Origin of the sequence: Pseudomonas khavaziana, assembly GCF_019145205.1 — a bacterium.
In the GTDB taxonomy this organism is placed as follows: Bacteria; Pseudomonadota; Gammaproteobacteria; order Pseudomonadales; family Pseudomonadaceae; genus Aquipseudomonas; species Aquipseudomonas khavaziana.
The window spans coordinates 1-19,446 of sequence record NZ_JAHSTT010000007.1; the positions used below are offsets into that span (position 1 = coordinate 1).

Sequence of the window (19,446 nt, forward strand, 5' to 3'; positions counted from 1 at the left end):
CGTCACCGCAGCTACATCTACGAGCCGAACAGCTTTCGCCCATTTGCACTACTGGAAGGCTTCGGCCCAAAAGAAACAAAGCCCTACCACTACCAACTCGACCACCTCGGCACACCGCAGGAACTCACCACGCCTGAAGGCGAAATCGTCTGGTCCGCCCACTACCGCGCCTACGGCCAAATCGCCCGGCTCGACGTACGCAAGATCGATAACCCGCTGCGTTTCCAGGGACAGTATTTCGATCAGGAAAGCGGTCTGCACTACAACCGCCATCGCTACTACAATCCGGATATTGGTCGTTACCTGTCACCGGATCCGGTGAAGTTGGCGGGTGGGATCAATGGGTACCAGTACGTGCCCAACCCGACGGGATGGGTGGACCCGTTGGGTCTAAATACGTGTCCAGGTAGGGATGGGTGTCAGTCAACAACCGGCCCAGATAGCCCAATAGCAAAGGCAAGAGTTGATGAGGGGCAACCCTCAGCGCCTCAACCGACCGGGGATCATAGACGGGCTAGAATAGAGGAGCTAAGTGAGGCAAATGCAAAACGTCGAATTTTGGAATACGAAGCAAAGTACGACATGCACATGGTTGGCAAGCATGGTCCAGAAGTTGAGCCATCTAAAATGAGTCAACGTTCGATAGATGGAACGGACCCCATAACAGGTAGCTTACCGCTTAAGAGAAAAGGGGTTCCCAGCTCACAATTTAACAGTTGGAAGCTTCAGCTTCAGGCTTGGACAAAGGCAACTTCAAGGGTTGAACGTGGACTCCCGCGTTACACCGGAATAGATGGTAACAAGAACAATATAGTCCGACTAGAACTGCCAGGTGCTGGGCGTGGCTACAGGCCAAATAAGATGGACCCGAACAATCCATTATTTAACCCTTCGATGAATGGTGCCGAAATGAAATTCCGTGAAGATGGCACGCCATTTACCCTATTCCCTATTAAGGAGTGAAAAATGCTATTTCATCCATGCTCTGAAAGCATACCTTTCGACGCGAGCTTACGCTATTTCGTGGGAGCTTTCGATATTTACGACAGAGAAGAAACCAAGGGAAAAGAGCTGTATGCCTATAACCCCAACAACGAGGAAGATAGGGAATACCTAATTATAAATTACTGCCTAGATCCTCATACCAGATACTCTTATCGTCACAAATACAAATTAATTGAAAACCTAGTTACTGCTCTAAACACTGAAAACTTTGACTTTGGCTCCTTCTTTGAAGACGACCCTGATGAGCATTCATCGATGGCCTGGGACGAAACAGAAATAGCCGACCCCCGAGGCTTCTTCGCGGACATCTATCGGCTAGCCAACGAGGTCTGGAAAGAAGATCTCCAAAAAGCCAGCCTCGAAGACCCCTCCACATGGTAACCCTCAGTATTGGATACACTGAATGCCCAGTGTGGGAGGGGGCTTGCTCCCGATAGCAGTAGTTCAGTCAATGCATATGCAAGCTGACCCACCGCCATCGGGGGCTTGCCCCCTCCCACATTTGGATTGAGGCATATCAGGTAAATATTCGGCGGCTGAGATATCGCCACTGCTGCAAGCCAAGCCCCCCACCACATTTATATCTACTTCGTTCTGTAATCCCGGATCTGATCAGCGCTTGGCCAGTTCCATAATCATCCGGCTCAACAAATACACCCGCGGCACTACACTCTCCACCTCGGCATATTCCTCCGGTGTGTGAATATTCCCGCCCACTATCCCAAACCCATCCAACGTCGGCGTACCTACCCCGGCCGACAAACTCGCGTCCGCCGCCCCACCGCTGCCTTCAATGGTCAACTTGCGTCCCAGCTCACCATAAATACCCTGGGCTATCGCCACCAACTTATCCGACTCGGCCGTCTGCGGCATCGGCGGTAAGCCGCGTTGCAGGCTGGTCTTCACGTCGGTTTCGGGGATCAGTTTGTTGGCTGAAACCCGGGCCAGGTCCTTTTCGATCCGGTCAAATTCTTCCGGCAAGGCGGCGCGTACGTCGGCCTTGGCGGTGGCCTGGTCGGGGATGACGTTGGTGCGGTCGCCGGCCTTGAGCACGGTGAAGTTGATGGTGGTTTTCTTGTCTTCATCGCCCAGCTTGCCCAGTTGCAGGATCTGGTGCGCGGCTTCCATGGCGGCGTTGCGTCCCAGCTCCGGAGCGACGCCGGCGTGAGCGGCCTTGCCTTTGACCTCGACCACGGCGGTGGCACTGCCTTTGCGCCACACCACCAGGCCGTCGGCTGGGCGGCCGGGTTCGAGGTTGAGGGTCACGTCGTGGCCCTTGGCAGTGTTGCGGATCAGTTCGGAGGCGGCTTCGGAGCCGGTTTCTTCGCTGGCGTCGAGCAGGAAGGTGATTTGCGCGTAGTCCTTAAAGCCCTGGTTCTTCAGGACTTTGAGTGCGTAGATGCCGGCGACGATGCCGCCCTTGTCATCCATGACGCCGGGGCCATAGGCGCGGCCGTCCTTGATGTGGAACGGGCGCTCGGCGGCCGAGCCTTCCTTGAAGACGGTGTCCATGTGGGCCATCAGCAGGATTTTGGCCTTGCCGGTGCCCTTGAGCGTGGCGACCACATGGCTGTTATTGGCGGCTTTGTCCGGCACCAGTTCAATGCTGAAACCCAACTGTTTCAACTCGTCCACGGCGATGTCGCGCACTTGGGTCAGGCCCGGCTCGTAGCCTGAACCTGAATCGATGTTCACCAGGCGTTCGAGCAGTTTCAGGGCCTCGGCCTTGTACTGTTCGGCCTCGGCCTGGATCTGCTTGTGGGGCTCGGCGCTGTAGGCCGGCAGGACGAAGGACAAGGCCAGGGTGGCGGCCAGGAGGGTACGCGGGAAGGTGAAGAGCATGGGCCGATCCTTGTTTTTGTTGGAAGGTGCGCCAATACCCTACCCCACTAGACCGAGCGCAACCAACTCCCCTGCCCCGCGCTGACGCGGTTGCGCCCGCTGCTCTTGGCATCGTACAGCGCCTGGTCGGCATCGTTGAGCCAACTGATGGCGTCGGCATGGGCCGGCTGATACAGCGCCAGGCCGATGCTCAAGCTGACGCGCAGCGCCGGGTCCTGAGCGTAGGCCAAGGCGTTGAAGCGATCGCGCAGCGCCTCCATGACCTCAGTGGCACGGTTGAGCGGCATGTCTGGCAGGATCACACAGAATTCATCGCCGCCGTAACGTCCGGCCAGGTCGGTGGTGCGCAGGTTCTGGCGCAGCACCTTGCTCAACTGGCGCAGCACGATATCGCCGGTCACATGGCCGTAGGTGTCGTTGATGGTCTTGAAGTGGTCGATGTCGATCAAGGCGATGGCTGCACCCGCCGGGCCTCGGCGGCAGCGTTGGAATTCGATGTCCAGGTGGTCTTTCCAGGCCCCGTGGTTGAGCAGGCCGGAGAGGCTGTCGGTACGGCTCAGGGCCAGCAGCTCGCGCTTGTGGCGGGCCAGGGTTACCGCCTGGCGATAGCAGATCCAACCCAGGGCCATCGGATACAGCATCAGGATCGGCAGGCAGGCATACACCTGGGCCTGGGTGGTCACAGCGATAAACGCCGGGGCGAATATCAGCAGCGCCGTGCCCAGCCCCAGCATTTGTGCCAGCCAGCCGGCGAGCATGAAGCGCGGGCCGCCGATAGCGACGTTGTTCATGCTCATCATCGACAAGGTGGTGACGCTGGGCAGCGGGTTGAAGTGCATCGCGCCGACCCAGAAGCCACCGCAGAAGGAATCGAACAGCAGGCTGCGGCGTTCACTGCGCAATGTGTGGGCCGCACGCAACGAAATTTGATAAGCCACATGCGGCCACACAAACGCGTTGATCAGCATCCAGGCCCACACCCACACGGAGGGACCCAGCGGATACATGCCAAACGCGACGCAGATAAAGCCGAGCGTCAGCCCCAGCAGGCGTGATTTGTACAAGCGCGAAGCGAGCGGAAGTCCATTTCCTCCGACGGCTGGCATGGTGGGGTGCGATCCTGGGTGAGTGCCTGGAGTCTATCAGGGTAACGGCAAATCGCCACTACCGCCTAGAAGCTGACGTCAGTGTGAAAAACCACGTGCCAGCATCAACGCCACGCCCAACAACAACACCGCGGTGATGCGCTGCAACAACACCCGCCGCTTGGGGTTTTCCAACACGTGCTTGATACGCTGGCCGAAATAGCAATACAGGCAGCCGCTGGCAAATTGCAGCAACAGGAACGTCAGGCCGAGGATGGCGATATCCGCCGCTGAACTGTGTTCCCCCGACCCGGCGAACTGCGGGAACACCGCACTGAACATGATGATGGTCTTGGGGTTGGAAAACCCGGTCAACAGCCCCTTGCCAAACAGACTGCGCGAGCCCTCCACGGTGCCGGCGTTGTTGATTGCCACACCGCTGCTGGTCCACTGCTTGTAGGCCAGGTACAGGATGTAGGCGACGCCGACAAACTGGATGGTCTGGGTAATGGCGAGGTTGCCCTTGATCAACTCCGAGAAGCCGACGGCAAAGATCAGGATGGAAATCAGGTACGACACGCTGGCGCCGATCTGCGCCGGGATCGAACTGCGCAGGCCGTCCTTCAAGCCCAGGCTCAGCAACAGCAGGGTCATGGGGCCGGGACTGAAGGTCATGGTGGCGCAAAACAGCAGGAAGTAGAGAAACGAAGACAGGGTTAACGCACTTGTCATGGCCGTAGACCTTGAGTGGATAGAAACAGCAACGGGGCGAGCGCCGCAAGCGCCCGCCCCTGGGCCCGTCAGGCGACAGCGATTTCGGTCGTCAGGGATTCGCGGTACATCACCGCCAGATCAGCCAGGGCTGCCTTGGCGGTCTGGTTGCGGGTTTCGAAGGCCACCAGGCCTTTCCAGTTGGTCTCGACGATGGCCTGCATGACGTCGGCATAGTCACAGTTGCCGTCATGGATGCCGAAGTGCTGATCCTGCACGCCGTTGTTGTTGCTGAAGGAAATGCCCTTGATCAGGTGGTGATACTTGCGCACCACTTCCGCCGGCAGGCCGTTCTCGATGTTGGCGTGGCCGGCATCGAGGAAAAAATACAGATTGCTGTGGGCTTGCAGGCGCTCGAAGACAAAGGCGTATTCCGCTTCATGGGTGAAGATGTAGTGGAACGGCCGGTAGTTGACGTAGTTGGACAGGTTTTCCAGGTAGATATCCATGCCTTTGGCCTCGGCGTAAATCGCCAGCTCCTGCACCGACTTCAGGTAATGCTCCAGGGCGACCTTTTTGGCCATCAGCACCATTTTCGGTTCGACGATGCAACCGCCATGAATGATCAGCGGCGCGCCCAGGCGGCTGGCGATATCGATTTCTTTCTTCACATATTCCACGGCCGCGGCACGGAACGCCTCGACGTCACTGGCCAGGGGCGCCTTGAAGTTGCCATGGAAGATCGGCTTGATACCGGTGGCCGCGATTTGCACCTGCAGGCTTTCGATGCGCGCATCGGACCAGTCGTCGACCATTTCACCAAACAGGCTGCCGTCGATGTACCAGTGGGTGCAGTTGCCTTCGATGGCGGTTTCCAGGCCCTTCTCGGCGCCCAGGTATTTCTGGTGGGCCACACCGGTGCAGAACGGCACGGTGGCGTTGATCAGTTTGCTTTCCATGGGGCGATTCCTTTCGTGGATGGAGCGTCAGGCTTCTAGAGATTCGGGGAGCTCGATGGCCATGAAGTCGGCCTTGGTCACGCCGCAATCCGGGCATGTCCAGTCTTCAGGTACCTCTTCCCAAGGGGTGCCTGCCGGTATTCCGTCTTCCGGGATACCCAATTCTTCTACGTACATAAAACCGCAGGGAGCACACATATAAGTCTTCATGAGAATGCAGAATCCATTGCCCGCTTGTAGGAAACTTCGCCAACTCCTGGCGAGATGCCGCGCAGTCTAGGGAACTGGCATTGCACAAGGCAGGTAAAGTAGTGCCTAATCCGGCCTAACTTCACCGGTAAAAGCACCAGCAAAGACAAGGAAGGTTTATGTTTGTATCGGCTATCGCCTTTGTGGATGGCACGCCCAAGGTGCAACAGATCGTCGAGGCGTTCAGCCAGTCCATCGAAAACGGCGAATGGGCACCGGGCAGCAAGTTGCCGTCGGTGCGTGAATTGACCCAGGTCCTGGGCGTCAGCAAGTTCACCCTCAACGAAGCGCTGGACCGCCTGCGCGGGCGCCACCTGCTCACCTCCAGCCAGGGTCGTGGGTATTTCGTGGCCATGGACAACGCCCGCCCGGCATCGGTGACCTGGGTCGACCTGTTGCCCCAGGACCTGCTCAGCGTACTGCGCCGCCCCTTGGTCACCGCCAGTGGCGAGCTGCGTCCCGGTGGCGGGCACCTGCCGGAGGAATGGCTCAATGGCGAGGCCATTCGCCAGGCCATGCGCAGCGTGGTGCGCGCGCCGTCGTTGCGCATCGCCGGGCTGGGCACGCCAGCGGGGTTGCTGCCGTTGCGCCAGGCGTTGCAACAGAAGCTGCATGGCGAGGGCCTGTCGGTACCTGTGGAGCAAATCATCACGACGCCCAATACCGTGCAGGGCCTGGACATGCTTATGCGCCTGCTCGCCCGGCCCGGCGACACCGTGCTGCTCGATGCGCCGTGCTACTTCAACTTCCACGCCAACCTGGCGCTGCACGGCGTCAAGGTCGTCACTATCGAGCGCCGCCCCGACGGCTTCGACTTCACCGCCCTCGAAGCCTTGCTCGCCGAACACCGCCCCAGCCTGTACCTGACCACCAGCGTGTTACATAACCCCACCGGCCACTCCTTCAGCCCAAGCCAGGCATTTCGCCTGCTGCAACTGACCCAGCAGTACCACTGCCATATCGTCGAGGATGACCTCTACGGTGACCTGCACCCCAACCCGCCACCGCGCCTGGCCGCCGTCGCCGGGCTGGACCAGGTTACCTACCTGTCAGGGTTCTCGAAGATCCTCAGCGCCAACACCCGGGTCAGCTACGTGGTGGCCGCGCCGCAACTGGCCGCCAACCTGACCAACATGAAACTGATGAGCGGCGGCGTGACCTCGGAACTGTTCGAACAGATCGTCTACCGCATGCTCAGCGAAGGCAGCTACGCCAAGCATCGCAAGCGTATGGTGCAACGCCTGATGGAAGCCGGTGGGCGCGTCGAACAATGGCTCAAGCGCTGCGGCTGCGAACTGCCGATGGCCTATGAAGGCGGGATGTTCATCTGGGCGCGCCTGCCGCCGGGGGTCAACGGTGAACTGCTGGCCCAGGAGGCATTGAAGCGCAGCATGGTGCTCGCGCCCGGCGCGCTGTTTGGCTACGACCCGGCCCATCGCGACTCGATGCGCTTCAATGTGGCCCACAGCGATGAGCCACGGGTGCAGCGGGTGTTTGAGGCGCTATTGAGGGGGGCGCCGCGCTGACTTGTTTTGATTCGATCTCTGAGAGCCTTAATGCGATTGAGGCACCGAGAAAAACAATAACAATGTTTTCTGCAGTGCGGTTTAAAAACCCACTCTATGAAACCCAATATTATTAACTAATTTTTATACCCACCCTAATACTGCGCCCCATATAAACACTATGCAACCGTAACAACAAACTAACACCCCCCTTCAACAGCATTTTGCAACACGTGCCTCTGGAACCTATTATTTTTTTCACCACTACCCTTTGCGATACAACTTCGCGTCTGCTGGGCACCGCAGTTAGTTCAGCTCGAAATAAAATATCATCATGGAAACGGTATGAACGAAATCTCCCCTTCCTCTGCTCCGCTACACCATTCGGCCGCTCGCGCTTCACAATATGAGCCTGACGAGGAAATCGACGCAGATAAAGATAAGAAAATGTCGCTGGATACTTTTCAGGCCGGTAGAATTATTTCACGTAACGGAGCCACATGGCACGACCGAAATCGAGACGGCCACACAACAATCTATTACCAGCTCAACCAACATCACCCTATTGATCAACACGACATCAACACCAACTTCAACAATTCGCAAAAGCATGGACTTAGAGTTGCGATGCAAAGTTGGTCCGATATTGCCAACGTTATCTACAAGGAAAATCCACGAGAAAGCGAATGGGTGGATGATCAAAAGTTCAGGGAGAACACACCGGACGCTGAAGCACCGCTCTCGATACACAAATTTACAACTCCCAACCCAGGTGGGCTAGCCGTCCCTGGAACAAGTTTTGTTGCCATAAAATTTGCGGACCCAAACGAAACCACACTTCCTAATACCCGGTTTGCCAGCGTAGCCATCCATGAGTTAGGGCATCATCTGGGCTTGCCTCACCCTGGGCACTACAATGATGCGCAAGCCAGTCACGAGAATGACGCCATTTACAAAGAGGACACTAGAGCCCATAACATCATGAGCTATTTTTCCGAAAAAAATAGTGGTCACGATTTCGGAAAGTCATTTATACGTACGCCCATGATGGATGACATCAGTGCAATCCAAAGACTTTACGGCGCAAACTATAACACTCGAGATACAGACACCACCTATGGCTTCAATTCAAACACCGAGCGCGAAACCCTGACCTTCAAGTCCCCCAAAGACCTCCCGGTACTTTGTATATGGGACGGGGGTGGAAACGACACATTGGATTGTTCCGAATTCACGGCTGATCAACAAATCAACTTGAACGAGCAGACATTCTCCAATGTGGCGGGTCTGAAAGGTAATGTTTCCATCGCCAGGGGCGTTACCCTCGAGAATGCTATTGGCGGCCATGGCAATGATCAGCTTCTGGGAAATGAAGCAGATAACCGCCTGACGGGCGGTTCTGGCACGGATCAGCTGACAGGTGGCAAGGGTAAAGACACGTTTGTCTATAACGCCGTTTCCGACTCGACCCCGGAAAAACCCGATTTAATTACTGACTTTATCAGTGGTACCGACAGCATCGATCTTTCCACCTTGCTGAAAAACAACGGTCTGAGAGGCTTGCATTTCGTAAGCCAATTTTCAGGAAGACTGGGGGAAGCTTTGCTGGATTTCGACGAGAGTCATAATCTAGGTCGCTTGAAGATCGATTTTACCGGCACAGGTCAAGCAAACTTCATGGTCCAGGCCAACGGCAGGATTTATCCCTCCGATGTATTAAGCGCTCCGTCACTGCGTAAAACCGTTGATACCTCACCGCCACGCTTTACTCCGGACGGAGCCCGTACCGATGGTTATGTACCACCACCACCGCTCATATTACCCCCCACGACCAGATTCATGACGGGCACTCAAGGCAATGATGTGCTGCGGGGTGATGATGGGGACAATAATATTACAGGCGGCGCGGGTGCGGACGTATTATTGGGCGGTGCAGGAAAAGATATCTTTATTTATGAAAAAATTAGTGACTCCAGCGTTAAGCGTCCTGATCAAATACTCGACTTTACAACGGGCACAGACAAAATCGACGTCTCCAATATTCTTAGGGCTGCAAATATTGAAAGCCTAAACTTCGTCAATCAATTCACCAGAAAAATAGGCGATACGATTATTCGCCACAACAAAAAAAACAACGAAAGCAGTCTCGCCATTGATATAACAGGCGATGGCAATGCAGATTTTTATATGACATCTCGGGGCGAAGTCAAAGTCGAGGACATTATAAGCAAACACCCCTAACACTTGCCTTCATACTTTGGAGAACCTCAATGACCTTATCAGCCAACTCTCACGCCCACGTTCCTCAATCAATGACGCGCCCGATAGCTCCACTGGTCAACGCGAAACCGTCGCTGACGACCGAGCAGGCAGCCAAACTATTGATTAATGGAGGCGTACGTGATTTAAATCAAGATGGCACTATCAAAGTAATTTATGAATTTTTTTCCAAGACAAAAAAGCCAAAACCATCACTTTCATACCCCGAGCGACCTAAACGAAAATCAAAAAGACCAGACTCGACGCGCACTACAATCCTGGGAAGACTTGGCGAACATCCGTTTTATGGAGCGACCAGAACCTACGCCTCCGGATGAGATTGAAGCCCTAATGGGGAAGCATACTCGCTATGACAAACGATTAGTTTTTTCCAACGGTAGTCAAACTACGCTTACGCAAGTTGGTGAAGGTCGGCATACGGTTGGGGTGGCATTAGACAACTCAACTGAGGCTGCCGATTATGGTCACGAGCACTTTCAGCGTGGTGTGTTAACTCGCGCAATTGGTAATGCCATCGGCTTGGATACTCCACTTCAAATCGCCACCAGAAGCCACATCGACTCAACCGGAAAAAAGGTCCATGGCGACACGGCATTTCACACCAAAGACAACCTTGACTACACGATAATGAGCCCGCATGCGGGTAAAAACTCGCATATCGGCTATCAGACGCGTACGTCTTCAGTGACCAATTCGACGTATTTGAGCGCGCGTGAGGAAACCCGGCCCGCAGCGGCCATGATGCACGACATAGCCGCTGTGCAGAAACTCTATGGCGCCAACTTAGAAACCAGAAACACTGATACTGTTTACGGTTTCAATTCAAATACCGATCGCGACTTTCTCAGCCTTAACTCTGCGAAAGACAAGCCGCTTTTCTGCGTGTGGGACGGGGGTGGTAATGACACCCTGGACTTTTCGGGGTTTTCTCAAAACCAAAAAATCAACCTATATGAACGCTCGTTTTCCGACGTGGGCGGCATGAAAGGCAATGTCTCTATTGCCAGAGGGGTAACGCTGGAAAACGCCATTGGGGGAACAGGCGACGATTTATTGATTGGCAATCACGTCGACAATCGACTCAAGGGCGGCGCCGGCGCGGACACCTTGGAAGGTGGCAATGGCGCGGACACTTTTATCTACGACCATGCCAGCGACTCCGCCCCCGACAACCCCGACCTGATCACAGACTTCAGCAGTGGGACTGACAAAATCGATCTTTCTGGCGTGCTAAAAAGCAGTGGAGTCAGCAATCCGGCTTTTGTTGAAGGCTTTACCAGCAAGGCGGGAGAGATCGTCCTGGATTATGACGCAAAAAGCGGTCGCGGCAGCCTTGCAATAGATTTGACAGGCAACGGCCAAGCCGATCTTTTGATCAAAACCGTGGGCCAGATACACCCCGAGGATGTGCTGGTTTCCTCGCTGCAGCAACCTCCTGTAGCTGCAATATCAAGCCAAGAACCGCCGTTGATTCATCCAGCGCCTGCCGGCTTATCAAAAGCGTTTCAACCGAGGCAGATACGCCAGAACATGATGTCGCCCCTCTCACAAGCTTCGACAGATGACTCGGTTGTAAAGCCTGATAACGTCGCCTATCGATTACTGCCGAATATCGAATTTGGCCCCACTGCAAGTGGTAGTTCGCGCGTGCCAGACACGGACTCGCCGATCACAATACTCTCAGTGAGAAATGGTAACTGGAACCGATACATTGATATGCCAGAGCACCCCAAGGATAACGACCTGGTCGTTATCAATATGACGGCACTGGATGCTACAAAGGTCATATACGACAGCTTGGAGGGTACACAGTATCTTGAAATCAAACCGGGTGAAAAACGTGCACTCAGGTATTCCAAATATACCGATACCTGGCGCCTTGAACCCGCTGGCGACGAGACGCAATGGGTTGGTTCAAAAATTCTGCTTGGCTCTTCCCTCCCCCGTATTTCACTGAGTTCGGAGGGAGGGCAAGTATTCAAGAACGGAGCGTGGCAAAACGTACCCACCCAATGGAGGCCTGAAGCCATATTGCCCAGCGAGGCCATAGACGGTGATGTTTTGACAGTGCATTCAGACTTGAAATTTCCCATCGACATCAAGACATCTGACATCAACGTTCCAACCGTATGGCAGTTGACCAAAGGTGACTCCATTGACTTTATCTACAGTGCCAAAACCGAGACATGGGAGATGAGGCGCCCTACTCAACAGTTTTACCGCGCACAGGCACTGGCCGATGGTGTACTGCCTACGCCCGTTTATAAACGAACCTATATTGAAGCAGACGAAAAAAACTGGCGGTCTTCCATTACCCTACCTACCAAAGGTTTACGCGAAGGGCAGCAAGTGGTGGTCAAATCAACGGCTGACAAAAACATCAAAATCAATACAAACCAAGTCACTTATACAATTGGCGCAGGAGAGACGGCTACATTCCGTGCCGATAAGAACGGGCAGTGGACCAGGGAACAGCCACCTTACAGTTACATGGGAAACCTCCATATGAGACAGAGACTGAATCACTTCGCCCGCTCGGGCGAGTGGACATGATAAGGACACCGCGTCCACACATGACGCGACTCGTTGCGCTTGAATGGGTATCACATCCTTGAACCAGCGGGCGCTGCTGGTGCCGAAGTGCATTGCGACGTTTTCTTGTGCTTGATATCCACCACCGTCCCTGTCTGTGCATCTTTGATCGGCGAGAGCAGGTGCGGCGAGATATTCCAACGCTGTCCATTATCAGTGATCACGGTAACGCTCTTGCGGTTGAACTTCATAATCGTTCCAGACAGGCGCCCACTGCTGGGTGAGTCGAAGCTGCGGTCTGTGTGCAGAGATTCGGCTGCAGCTATAGGCATGGGTATCTACACAACTCTGTGTGGGAGGGGGCTTGCCCCCGATGGCGGCCTGACAGCCGACAAGGATGTTGGATCAGACCGAGTACCCATGGCTATAGGTGGAGCATCACCCCGAAAGCGGAATCACCCGCAACGGTCGCACCGATTTATAGGAAAAGCTCGAGTAGATCTCCTTGACGCAGGGCAAGGTCTGCAACACTTCACGGGCAAACTCGCCAAACGATTCCAGGTCCTTGGCCACCACTTCCAGCAAAAAGTCATAGCGCCCCGACACGTTATGGCAGGCCACGATTTCCGGGATTTCCAACAGCCGCTGTTCGAACGCCCGGGCGATGTCCTGGGTGTGGCTGTCCATCATGATGCTGACAAAGGCCGTCACCCCGTAGCCCAGCGCCTTGGGTGAGAGGATCGCCTGGTAGCCACTGATCACCCCGCTGTCTTCCAGCGCGCGCACCCGCCGCCAGCACGGTGAAGTAGTCAAGGCCACGCGCTCGGCCAGTTCGGCCACGGTCAGGCGGGCGTTGCCTTGCAATGCGTTTAACAGCGCTTTATCAGTGCGATCCAGCTTGATGGGCATGACGTGCCTCTAATCCTTGTTTTTATCGGTGTTTGATCCACAAACGCGGCTTTTCCCGGCATTTTTTGCAAGATTCATCTGCAGTTATGAGCATAGCATTGTAGGAAATAAGGAGCGCCCGACATGAATAATAAACACCCCGCATCCGGCTTTTCTACCCGTGCGATTCATCACGGCTATGACCCCAAGGACCACCACGGCGCCCTGGTGCCGCCAATCTACCTGTCGGCCACCTTCGCCTTTCCCACCGCCGAATATGGCGCCGCCTGCTTTGCCGGTGAAGCCAGCGGCCACTTTTACACGCGCATTTCCAACCCGACCCTGGCCTTGCTGGAAACGCGCATGGCCAGCCTGGAAAACGGCGAGGCCGCGGTGGCGTTCAGTTCCGGCATGGGCGCGATTGCCGCGACGTTCTGGACCCTGCTGCGCCCAGGCGATGAGATCATCGTCAGCCAGACCCTCTACGGCTGTACCTTCGCGCTGTTGCACCACGGCATCGGCGAGTTCGGCATCCAAGTGCGGCATGTCGACCTGACTGACCTGGCCGCCCTGCAAGCGGCGCTGTCGCCGGCGACCCGCATGATCTATTGCGAAACCCCGGCCAACCCCAACCTGCGCCTGATCGACATCGCCGCCGTGGCCGAGCTTGCCCACCGCCAGCCGAATATCACCCTGGTGGTGGATAACACCTACTGCACCCCTTACCTGCAACGTCCGCTGGAGTTGGGCGCGGATGTGGTGGTGCACTCAGCCACCAAATACCTCAGCGGCCATGGCGACATCACCGCAGGCATTGCCGTGAGCAGTTATGCCCTGGCGCAGCGCATTCGCCTGCAAGGGCTCAAGGACCTGACCGGTGCAGTGATGTCACCCCAGGACGCGTCGTTGCTGATGCGCGGCCTCAAGACCCTGGCCCTGCGCATGGACCGCCATTGCAGCAGCGCCCAGGCAGTGGCGGAAGCCTTGCAGGCGCACCCGGCCGTGCAATGGGTAACCTACCCCGGCCTGCGGTCTTTCCCGCAGTACGAGCTGGCGAAACGACAGATGAAGCTGCCCGGCGGCATGATTGCCTTTGAACTCAAGGGCGGCATCGAGATGGGCCGGCGCTTCATGAACGCATTGCGCCTGTTCACCCGCGCGGTGAGCCTGGGGGACGCCGAGTCACTGGCCCAACATCCGGCGAGCATGACTCATTCCACCTACACCCCCGAGGAACGGGCGCAGCACGGTATCAGCGAAGGCTTGGTGCGTTTGTCGGTGGGGCTTGAGGATGTCGCGGACCTGCTGGCGGACGTGCACCAGGCCCTGGCCAAGTGCAGCCGCCCCAGCGTGCGCCGTGCCGCGACGGCAGCCCACGTCCTGAGATAACACCTCATCAGGCGTTATTCTTTCCTACAAGCGATGATCGGGCTTATCGGTCGTCGCTGTAGGCTTAAATCTGTTTTTTTTCGATTGGATCCCCCTCCCTTCGCCAGCCTGTACTAGCATGGGTTTCGGCGGGAAGCATTATCACTGCGGGTTATTCATATTGCTCACCTCGTTAAACCCCGTCGCTATATGGCTGGATGCCCCGCGCTCGATACTCATGGACGAATTGATGAACTCACACCTGTTCCCTCATATAGGCAAGGTCATCGCCAGCACCGGCAGCCGCCATTTCCCACGCATGCTGCATGACCTTATCCTCACTCAATTGGCAGTGGACGCCACCCATATCACCCAACTGCGGATCAGCAGCGAAGGCCACAGCCGCCGCAAGATCAGCCCGGTGTACACCGACTCGGTGGCTGCCCTGGGGCCTGAGCAACCTGCGGCACAACTGCACCTCACACGGCGCAAGGACGATGTGCGCTATGTGCTGTCGGTGTACCGCTCGCACCAATCCGAGAGTTTTTCCGCCCAGGAGCGCAGCATGCTGCAGGATTTCTCCACGCTGCTGCTGCCCATGGTGGAAAAGCACATCACCGCGATCCAGCCGTGCCGCCAGGACAATGAGTCGCCGGTACCGCAAAACCAGGGCATCGACACCCTGCGCCGACGCATCCAGGAACGCCTGGTGCAATCGGGGCTGAGCCTGTCCAAGCGTGAACTGGAAGTATGCGTGGGCCTGCTGGCCGGCCGCACCGCGCCGGAACTGGCCGAGCAAATGGCGTTGAAGGTCAACACCATCGAAAGCTACCTCAAGCGCGCCGCGATCAAGCTGGGCATCAGCGGGCGGCATTCGTTGTTGCGGTGGATGTACGCCACCGAAGACAGCACCCGCTTCTAATCCGGCATCGTTCGAAATGTGAGAGGGACTTGCTCCCGATGAGCATGAGTACCTACACGAAGCAGCCGACCGTAACCACGATGCGCAGCGAGCCGCCCTTGATCTTGATCTGCTTTTGATCTCAGGCGCCCCGTTAAACCACGCTGGCCGGAATTCGACAGGGATTTGGGGGGTAAACCGGCAGGGATGCCGGTTTAGCGGCCGTCAAGGCGGAACCCATAGAAGCCGTTACCGCAGCAATGGATATGTACTCGGTCTGATCCAACATCCTGGTCGGCCCCAAGGCCGCCATCGGGGGCAAGCCCTAATGCCAGTCAGTTAAGCGGTCATCGCCTTCTGTAGGAGCGAGCTTGCTCGCGAAAAACGTCAACAATAACGCGTATTTGCTGAATGAACGCGGCGCCTGTAAGTTTTTCGCGAGCAAGCTCGCTCCTACAAAAAAGCCTTAACTGACTGGCATTAGGGCTTGCCCCCTCCCGCATTCAGTCCTCATAGGCAGGTAGAAATCAATCCCGGGCCAGTGCCTCTATCGGGTCCAGGCGCGCCGCATTCCGTGCCGGCACAAACCCGAACACAATGCCAATCAACGTCGAGCAGGCAAACGCGGTAATGATCGAGCCCAGCGAAAACACCATTTCCCACTCCTTCACAAACAGCGAAAACAGATAGCCAATGGCGTAGGACAACGAGATCCCGATGATCCCGCCGATCAGGCACACCATCACCGCTTCCACCAGAAACTGCTGGCGAATATCCGACTGACGCGCACCCACCGCCATGCGAATACCAATTTCGCGGGTGCGCTCGGTGACCGACACCAGCATGATATTCATCACGCCAATGCCGCCCACCAGCAAAGAAATCACCGCGATCAACGACAACAGCAACGCCAGGGAACGGCTGGTTTTCTGCACCGTCTGCATGATGCTGTCGAGGTTGTTGGTGAAGAAGTCCTTGGTGCCGTGGCGTTGCAGCATGAGCTTGTTGACGTTGTCTTCCACCACCTTGCTTGGCTGGCCGTCCTTGATGCGTACGGTGATGCTGTCCAGGTGGCGCTGGCCCAGCAAGCGCCCCGCCGCCGTTTCGTAAGGCACCCAGACGTTCAGCGCCTTGCTGGCGGCGAACATGTTTTTATTGTCCGCCGTTACACCGATCACCGTGCACGGCAGGTTGCCCACCAGGATCACCTGGCCCAGCGGGTCGATGTTCGGCCCGAACAAACGGTGGCGGGTATTGTGATCGATCACCACCACTTGGGCCTGGCGTCGCGCATCGCTTTCACTGAAGGCGATGCCCGCTTCGAGCTTGAGGCCCTTGACCTTGAAGTAGCGATCGCTGACCCCGTTGACCTGGGCATCGAGGTCGATATTGCCGAAGCGCAGCAGCAGGTTGCGGCCCACCACCGGCGTGGCGCTGTCCACGTAATACAGCTGGTTCAATGCCTCCACATCCGAGGGCATGAGGGTCTCGATGGCCGATGCGCGACTGTCACCAAAACTGGTACCGGAAAAGATGTCGATGGTGTTGCTGCCGATGGCCTGGATGTCCTTGAGCACATAGCGCTTGGCCCCTTCACCGATGGCCGAGATCGACACCACCGAGGTGATACCGATGACGATGCCGAGCATGGTCAGCAAGGTGCGCATGCGATGGGAAATCAGCGCGACCCAGGCCATGTTGAAGGCTTCCTTGAACAACCCCAGGCTTGCCACCAGGCGCCGAGCGCCGCTGCGCCTGGGCTCGATCGGCGCCTCGCTGGGCAGCTCCAGGCCGACGCTGTCGTTGGTCTTGTCGCTGATGATCTGGCCGTCACACACCTCGACGATACGCTGGGCATTGGCTGCGACCTTGGGGTCATGGGTGACAATGATCACCGTGTGCCCGGCCGCGTGCAGCTCGGCGAGGATGCGCATCACCTCTTTGCCGCTGTGGGTATCAAGGGCGCCGGTGGGCTCGTCGGCCAGGATCACCTCGCCGCCGTTCATCAAGGCCCGCGCAATACTCACCCGCTGCTGTTGCCCACCGGACAACTGGCTTGGCCGGTGGCTGACGTGGCCTGACAGCCCCAGACGAGCCAGCAACTCACGGGCGCGGCTGTGCCGCTGGCTCTCCGGCGTACCCGCGTAGATCGCCGGCATTTCCACGTTGTGCAACGCGCTCAGGTGGGCGAGCAAATGGTAGCGCTGGAAGATAAAGCCAAAGTAGTCACGCCGCAGCTCCGCCAGTTGCTCATCGCCCAGGGAGCGGGTTTCGATGCCGTTGATCTTGTAGCTGCCGGCGGTGGCGTAGTCCAGGCCGCCGAGGATGTTCATCAGGGTCGACTTACCCGACCCGGAGGCGCCGATGATCGCGAGCATTTCCCCGGCATGAATGCTCAGGTCGATGCCCTTGAGCGCGATGAATTCGCGCTCGCCGGCCATGAAGCTGCGGGTGATGCCCTTGAGTTCCAGCAGGGGTTGGGTCATGGCTCAGCTCCCCGCCACGGCCGGTGTGGCATCACCGATCACCACCTTGTCGCCCTCGACCAGGCCGTCGAGGATCTGCACCTTGACGTTGTTATTGATGCCGGTCTTGACGTTGCGCGCTATGGCCTTGCCCTTGGCATCCAGCACCCGCACCGAGTAACTGCCATCGGCATTACGCGCCCCCAGTGCCGCCACTGGCACCATCAGCGCAGCTTGGGCGGTGTCGAGCACGATACGCACCTGGGCGGTCATGGCAATACGCAGCCGGTGGTCGGGGTTGGGCACGTCGAACAACGCGTTATAGAACACCGCGGTGTTCTGCTTGGGCGTGCCGGCGGTCTGGGTTTCGAGGAAGTTCTGCGGTGCCGGCTCAGTGCCACGCAGTTTGGCGTAATAGCGCTTATCCGCCTCGCCGAGGATGGTGAAGTACACCTGCTGGCCAGGGCTGATGTGAATCACATCCGCTTCCGAGACCTGGGCTTTGACGGTCATGGTGTCCAGGTCGGCCAGCTTGAGCAGCACCGGCGCCAGCTGGTTGGCGATCACGGTCTGGCCTTCCTGGGTGACGATACCCACCACATCGCCGTCGATGGGCGCATTGATGCGGGTATAGGCCAGGTTGACCTTGGCGGTGTCGATCTGGATGTGTGCGCTTTTGATCTGTGCATCCAGGGACAACAGGTTGGCCTGCTGCACCTGGAAACTTGATTCGGCATCTTCGAAGTCCTGGCGCGACACCGACTCATCCACCTGCAGGCCTTTGTAGCGTTCGTACACCGACTTGGCCTGCCTGAGCTGCGCCGCCGTGGCACGGCGCTGGGCCTGGAGGTTCTCTTCATCGACCTGGGCTTTGCGCAGGGTGTTTTGCAGGATCAGCGGGTCGATTTCGGCGAGCCACTGGCCCTTTTTCACCTTGTCGCCGACTTTGACCTTGAGGGACTTTAATTGGCCCGAGACCTGGGCGCCGACGTCGACTTGCTTGATGCCTTCGAGCAGGCCGGTGGCCAATACGGCGTTTTCGATATCGCCGCGTTCGGCGCTGGCGGTGAGGTATTGGGGAGCGTCGGCGGGGGCCTTTACGGTGTAGATGATCAGGCCGATGGCCACGGCCAACACTGCCAGAAGGCCGATTTTGCGAAATTTAGACGTTTGCATAGTTGGCTTCTTGATTGAGTACAGATCCGTTACTTGGGTAAACGTGGCTTACAATGTGGGAGGGGCGGTGCGACGTTTCGACTTGCTCCCGATGGCGGCCTGACAGCCGACCAGGATGCTGGATTGGTTTGCGTACATATCCATTGTTTAGGTAACGGCCACTATTGGTTCCGCTCTTACAGCGGCTCACTTTTGAAAAGCCCAAAAGTAAGCAAAAGGCCTTCGCCCCACCACTCGGCACCTCGCTTAGGCTCGGTGTGCCCGTAATCCGACAGGTATTTGGGGGGCCGCCTGAGATCAAAAGCAGATCAAGATCAAGAGCGGCTCGCTTCGCATCGTGGTTACCAGGGGCAAGCCCCCTCCCGCATTTCTTACGGTACCCGGCCTCACCACCCGGTCGGCTATAAGGCCGCCGCGCTTTGTTTTTGATCTGGAATCGCCCCGTTAAACCACGCTGGCCGAACGCAGGTTTTGGAGCGT

At 57.1% G+C, this 19,446-nt stretch carries 17 protein-coding genes; 8 read left to right on the forward strand and 9 right to left on the reverse strand.

Annotation, left to right across the window (positions count from 1 at the left end):
* Window positions 1-963, forward strand: a 963-nt coding sequence (locus KVH01_RS17640) for an RHS repeat domain-containing protein (protein WP_217882277.1), incomplete at its 5' end; no start/stop codon positions are given.
* A gap of 3 nt (window positions 964-966) precedes the next feature.
* On the forward strand, window positions 967-1,386 hold the full coding sequence (locus tag KVH01_RS17645) for a hypothetical protein (protein WP_217882278.1): 420 nt from the start codon (window positions 967-969) through the stop codon (window positions 1,384-1,386).
* Window positions 1,387-1,617: 231 nt separating this feature from the next.
* On the opposite strand, the gene KVH01_RS17650 is transcribed toward KVH01_RS17645, so the two are convergent.
* The 5 genes from KVH01_RS17650 to KVH01_RS17670 form a co-directional block, all read right to left on the reverse strand.
* A complete protein-coding gene (locus KVH01_RS17650; RefSeq protein ID WP_217882279.1) occupies window positions 1,618-2,847 on the reverse strand; it encodes a M20/M25/M40 family metallo-hydrolase in 1,230 nt (409 codons plus the stop codon).
* 47 nt (window positions 2,848-2,894) lie between these two features.
* Window positions 2,895-3,953, reverse strand: coding sequence for a diguanylate cyclase (locus KVH01_RS17655; protein ID WP_217882280.1), 1,059 nt, complete (start codon window positions 3,951-3,953; stop codon window positions 2,895-2,897).
* A gap of 78 nt (window positions 3,954-4,031) precedes the next feature.
* Window positions 4,032-4,664, reverse strand: coding sequence for a LysE family translocator (locus KVH01_RS17660; protein ID WP_043051553.1), 633 nt, complete (start codon window positions 4,662-4,664; stop codon window positions 4,032-4,034).
* Window positions 4,665-4,732: 68 nt separating this feature from the next.
* Window positions 4,733-5,602: a sugar phosphate isomerase/epimerase family protein gene (locus tag KVH01_RS17665; protein WP_217882281.1), complete on the reverse strand. Its 870-nt coding sequence runs from the start codon at window positions 5,600-5,602 to the stop codon at window positions 4,733-4,735.
* 27 nt (window positions 5,603-5,629) lie between these two features.
* Window positions 5,630-5,812, reverse strand: coding sequence for a rubredoxin (locus KVH01_RS17670; RefSeq protein ID WP_217882282.1), 183 nt, complete (start codon window positions 5,810-5,812; stop codon window positions 5,630-5,632).
* Window positions 5,813-5,970: 158 nt separating this feature from the next.
* Here KVH01_RS17670 and KVH01_RS17675 point away from each other — a divergent pair, with 158 nt between their 5' ends.
* From KVH01_RS17675 to KVH01_RS17685, 4 genes are all read left to right on the forward strand, one after another.
* Window positions 5,971-7,377, forward strand: a complete 1,407-nt coding sequence (locus tag KVH01_RS17675) for an aminotransferase-like domain-containing protein (protein WP_217882283.1) — start codon at window positions 5,971-5,973, stop codon at window positions 7,375-7,377.
* Window positions 7,378-7,701: 324 nt separating this feature from the next.
* Entirely contained in the window at window positions 7,702-9,597 is a 1,896-nt protein-coding gene (locus KVH01_RS17680) for a M10 family metallopeptidase C-terminal domain-containing protein (RefSeq protein ID WP_217882284.1), read from the forward strand.
* A gap of 29 nt (window positions 9,598-9,626) precedes the next feature.
* Window positions 9,627-9,953, forward strand: a complete 327-nt coding sequence (locus KVH01_RS29960) for a hypothetical protein (RefSeq protein ID WP_225924265.1) — start codon at window positions 9,627-9,629, stop codon at window positions 9,951-9,953.
* The gene (locus KVH01_RS17685) at window positions 9,922-12,189 is read left to right on the forward strand and encodes a M10 family metallopeptidase C-terminal domain-containing protein (protein ID WP_225924266.1); all 2,268 of its coding nucleotides are present in this window, start codon (window positions 9,922-9,924) and stop codon (window positions 12,187-12,189) included. The genes KVH01_RS29960 and KVH01_RS17685 overlap by 32 nt, the downstream gene beginning before the upstream one ends.
* A gap of 50 nt (window positions 12,190-12,239) precedes the next feature.
* On the opposite strand, the gene KVH01_RS17690 is transcribed toward KVH01_RS17685, so the two are convergent.
* Together KVH01_RS17690 and KVH01_RS17695 are read right to left on the reverse strand one after the other, a co-directional pair.
* Complete coding sequence (locus tag KVH01_RS17690; protein ID WP_217882286.1) at window positions 12,240-12,419, reverse strand: hypothetical protein; 180 nt, start codon at window positions 12,417-12,419, stop codon at window positions 12,240-12,242.
* A gap of 187 nt (window positions 12,420-12,606) precedes the next feature.
* Window positions 12,607-13,077 carry an Lrp/AsnC family transcriptional regulator gene (locus KVH01_RS17695; protein ID WP_217882287.1) on the reverse strand — a complete coding sequence of 157 codons (471 nt, stop codon included), beginning with the start codon at window positions 13,075-13,077 and terminating at the stop codon, window positions 12,607-12,609.
* A 123-nt stretch (window positions 13,078-13,200) separates the two neighbouring features.
* Here KVH01_RS17695 and KVH01_RS17700 point away from each other — a divergent pair, with 123 nt between their 5' ends.
* Window positions 13,201-14,445 carry a methionine gamma-lyase gene (locus KVH01_RS17700; RefSeq protein ID WP_217882288.1) on the forward strand — a complete coding sequence of 415 codons (1,245 nt, stop codon included), beginning with the start codon at window positions 13,201-13,203 and terminating at the stop codon, window positions 14,443-14,445.
* Between the two features lie 229 nt (window positions 14,446-14,674).
* A complete protein-coding gene (locus KVH01_RS17705) occupies window positions 14,675-15,346 on the forward strand; it encodes a helix-turn-helix transcriptional regulator (protein ID WP_217882289.1) in 672 nt (223 codons plus the stop codon).
* 506 nt (window positions 15,347-15,852) lie between these two features.
* Here KVH01_RS17705 and KVH01_RS17710 read toward each other — a convergent pair.
* Together KVH01_RS17710 and macA are read right to left on the reverse strand one after the other, a co-directional pair.
* Window positions 15,853-17,811, reverse strand: coding sequence for a MacB family efflux pump subunit (locus KVH01_RS17710; protein ID WP_217882290.1), 1,959 nt, complete (start codon window positions 17,809-17,811; stop codon window positions 15,853-15,855).
* A gap of 3 nt (window positions 17,812-17,814) precedes the next feature.
* Window positions 17,815-18,966 (reverse strand): macrolide transporter subunit MacA, encoded by a 1,152-nt coding sequence (gene macA, locus KVH01_RS17715; protein ID WP_217882291.1) that lies wholly within the window; start codon window positions 18,964-18,966, stop codon window positions 17,815-17,817.
* Window positions 18,967-19,446: the final 480 nt, after the last annotated feature.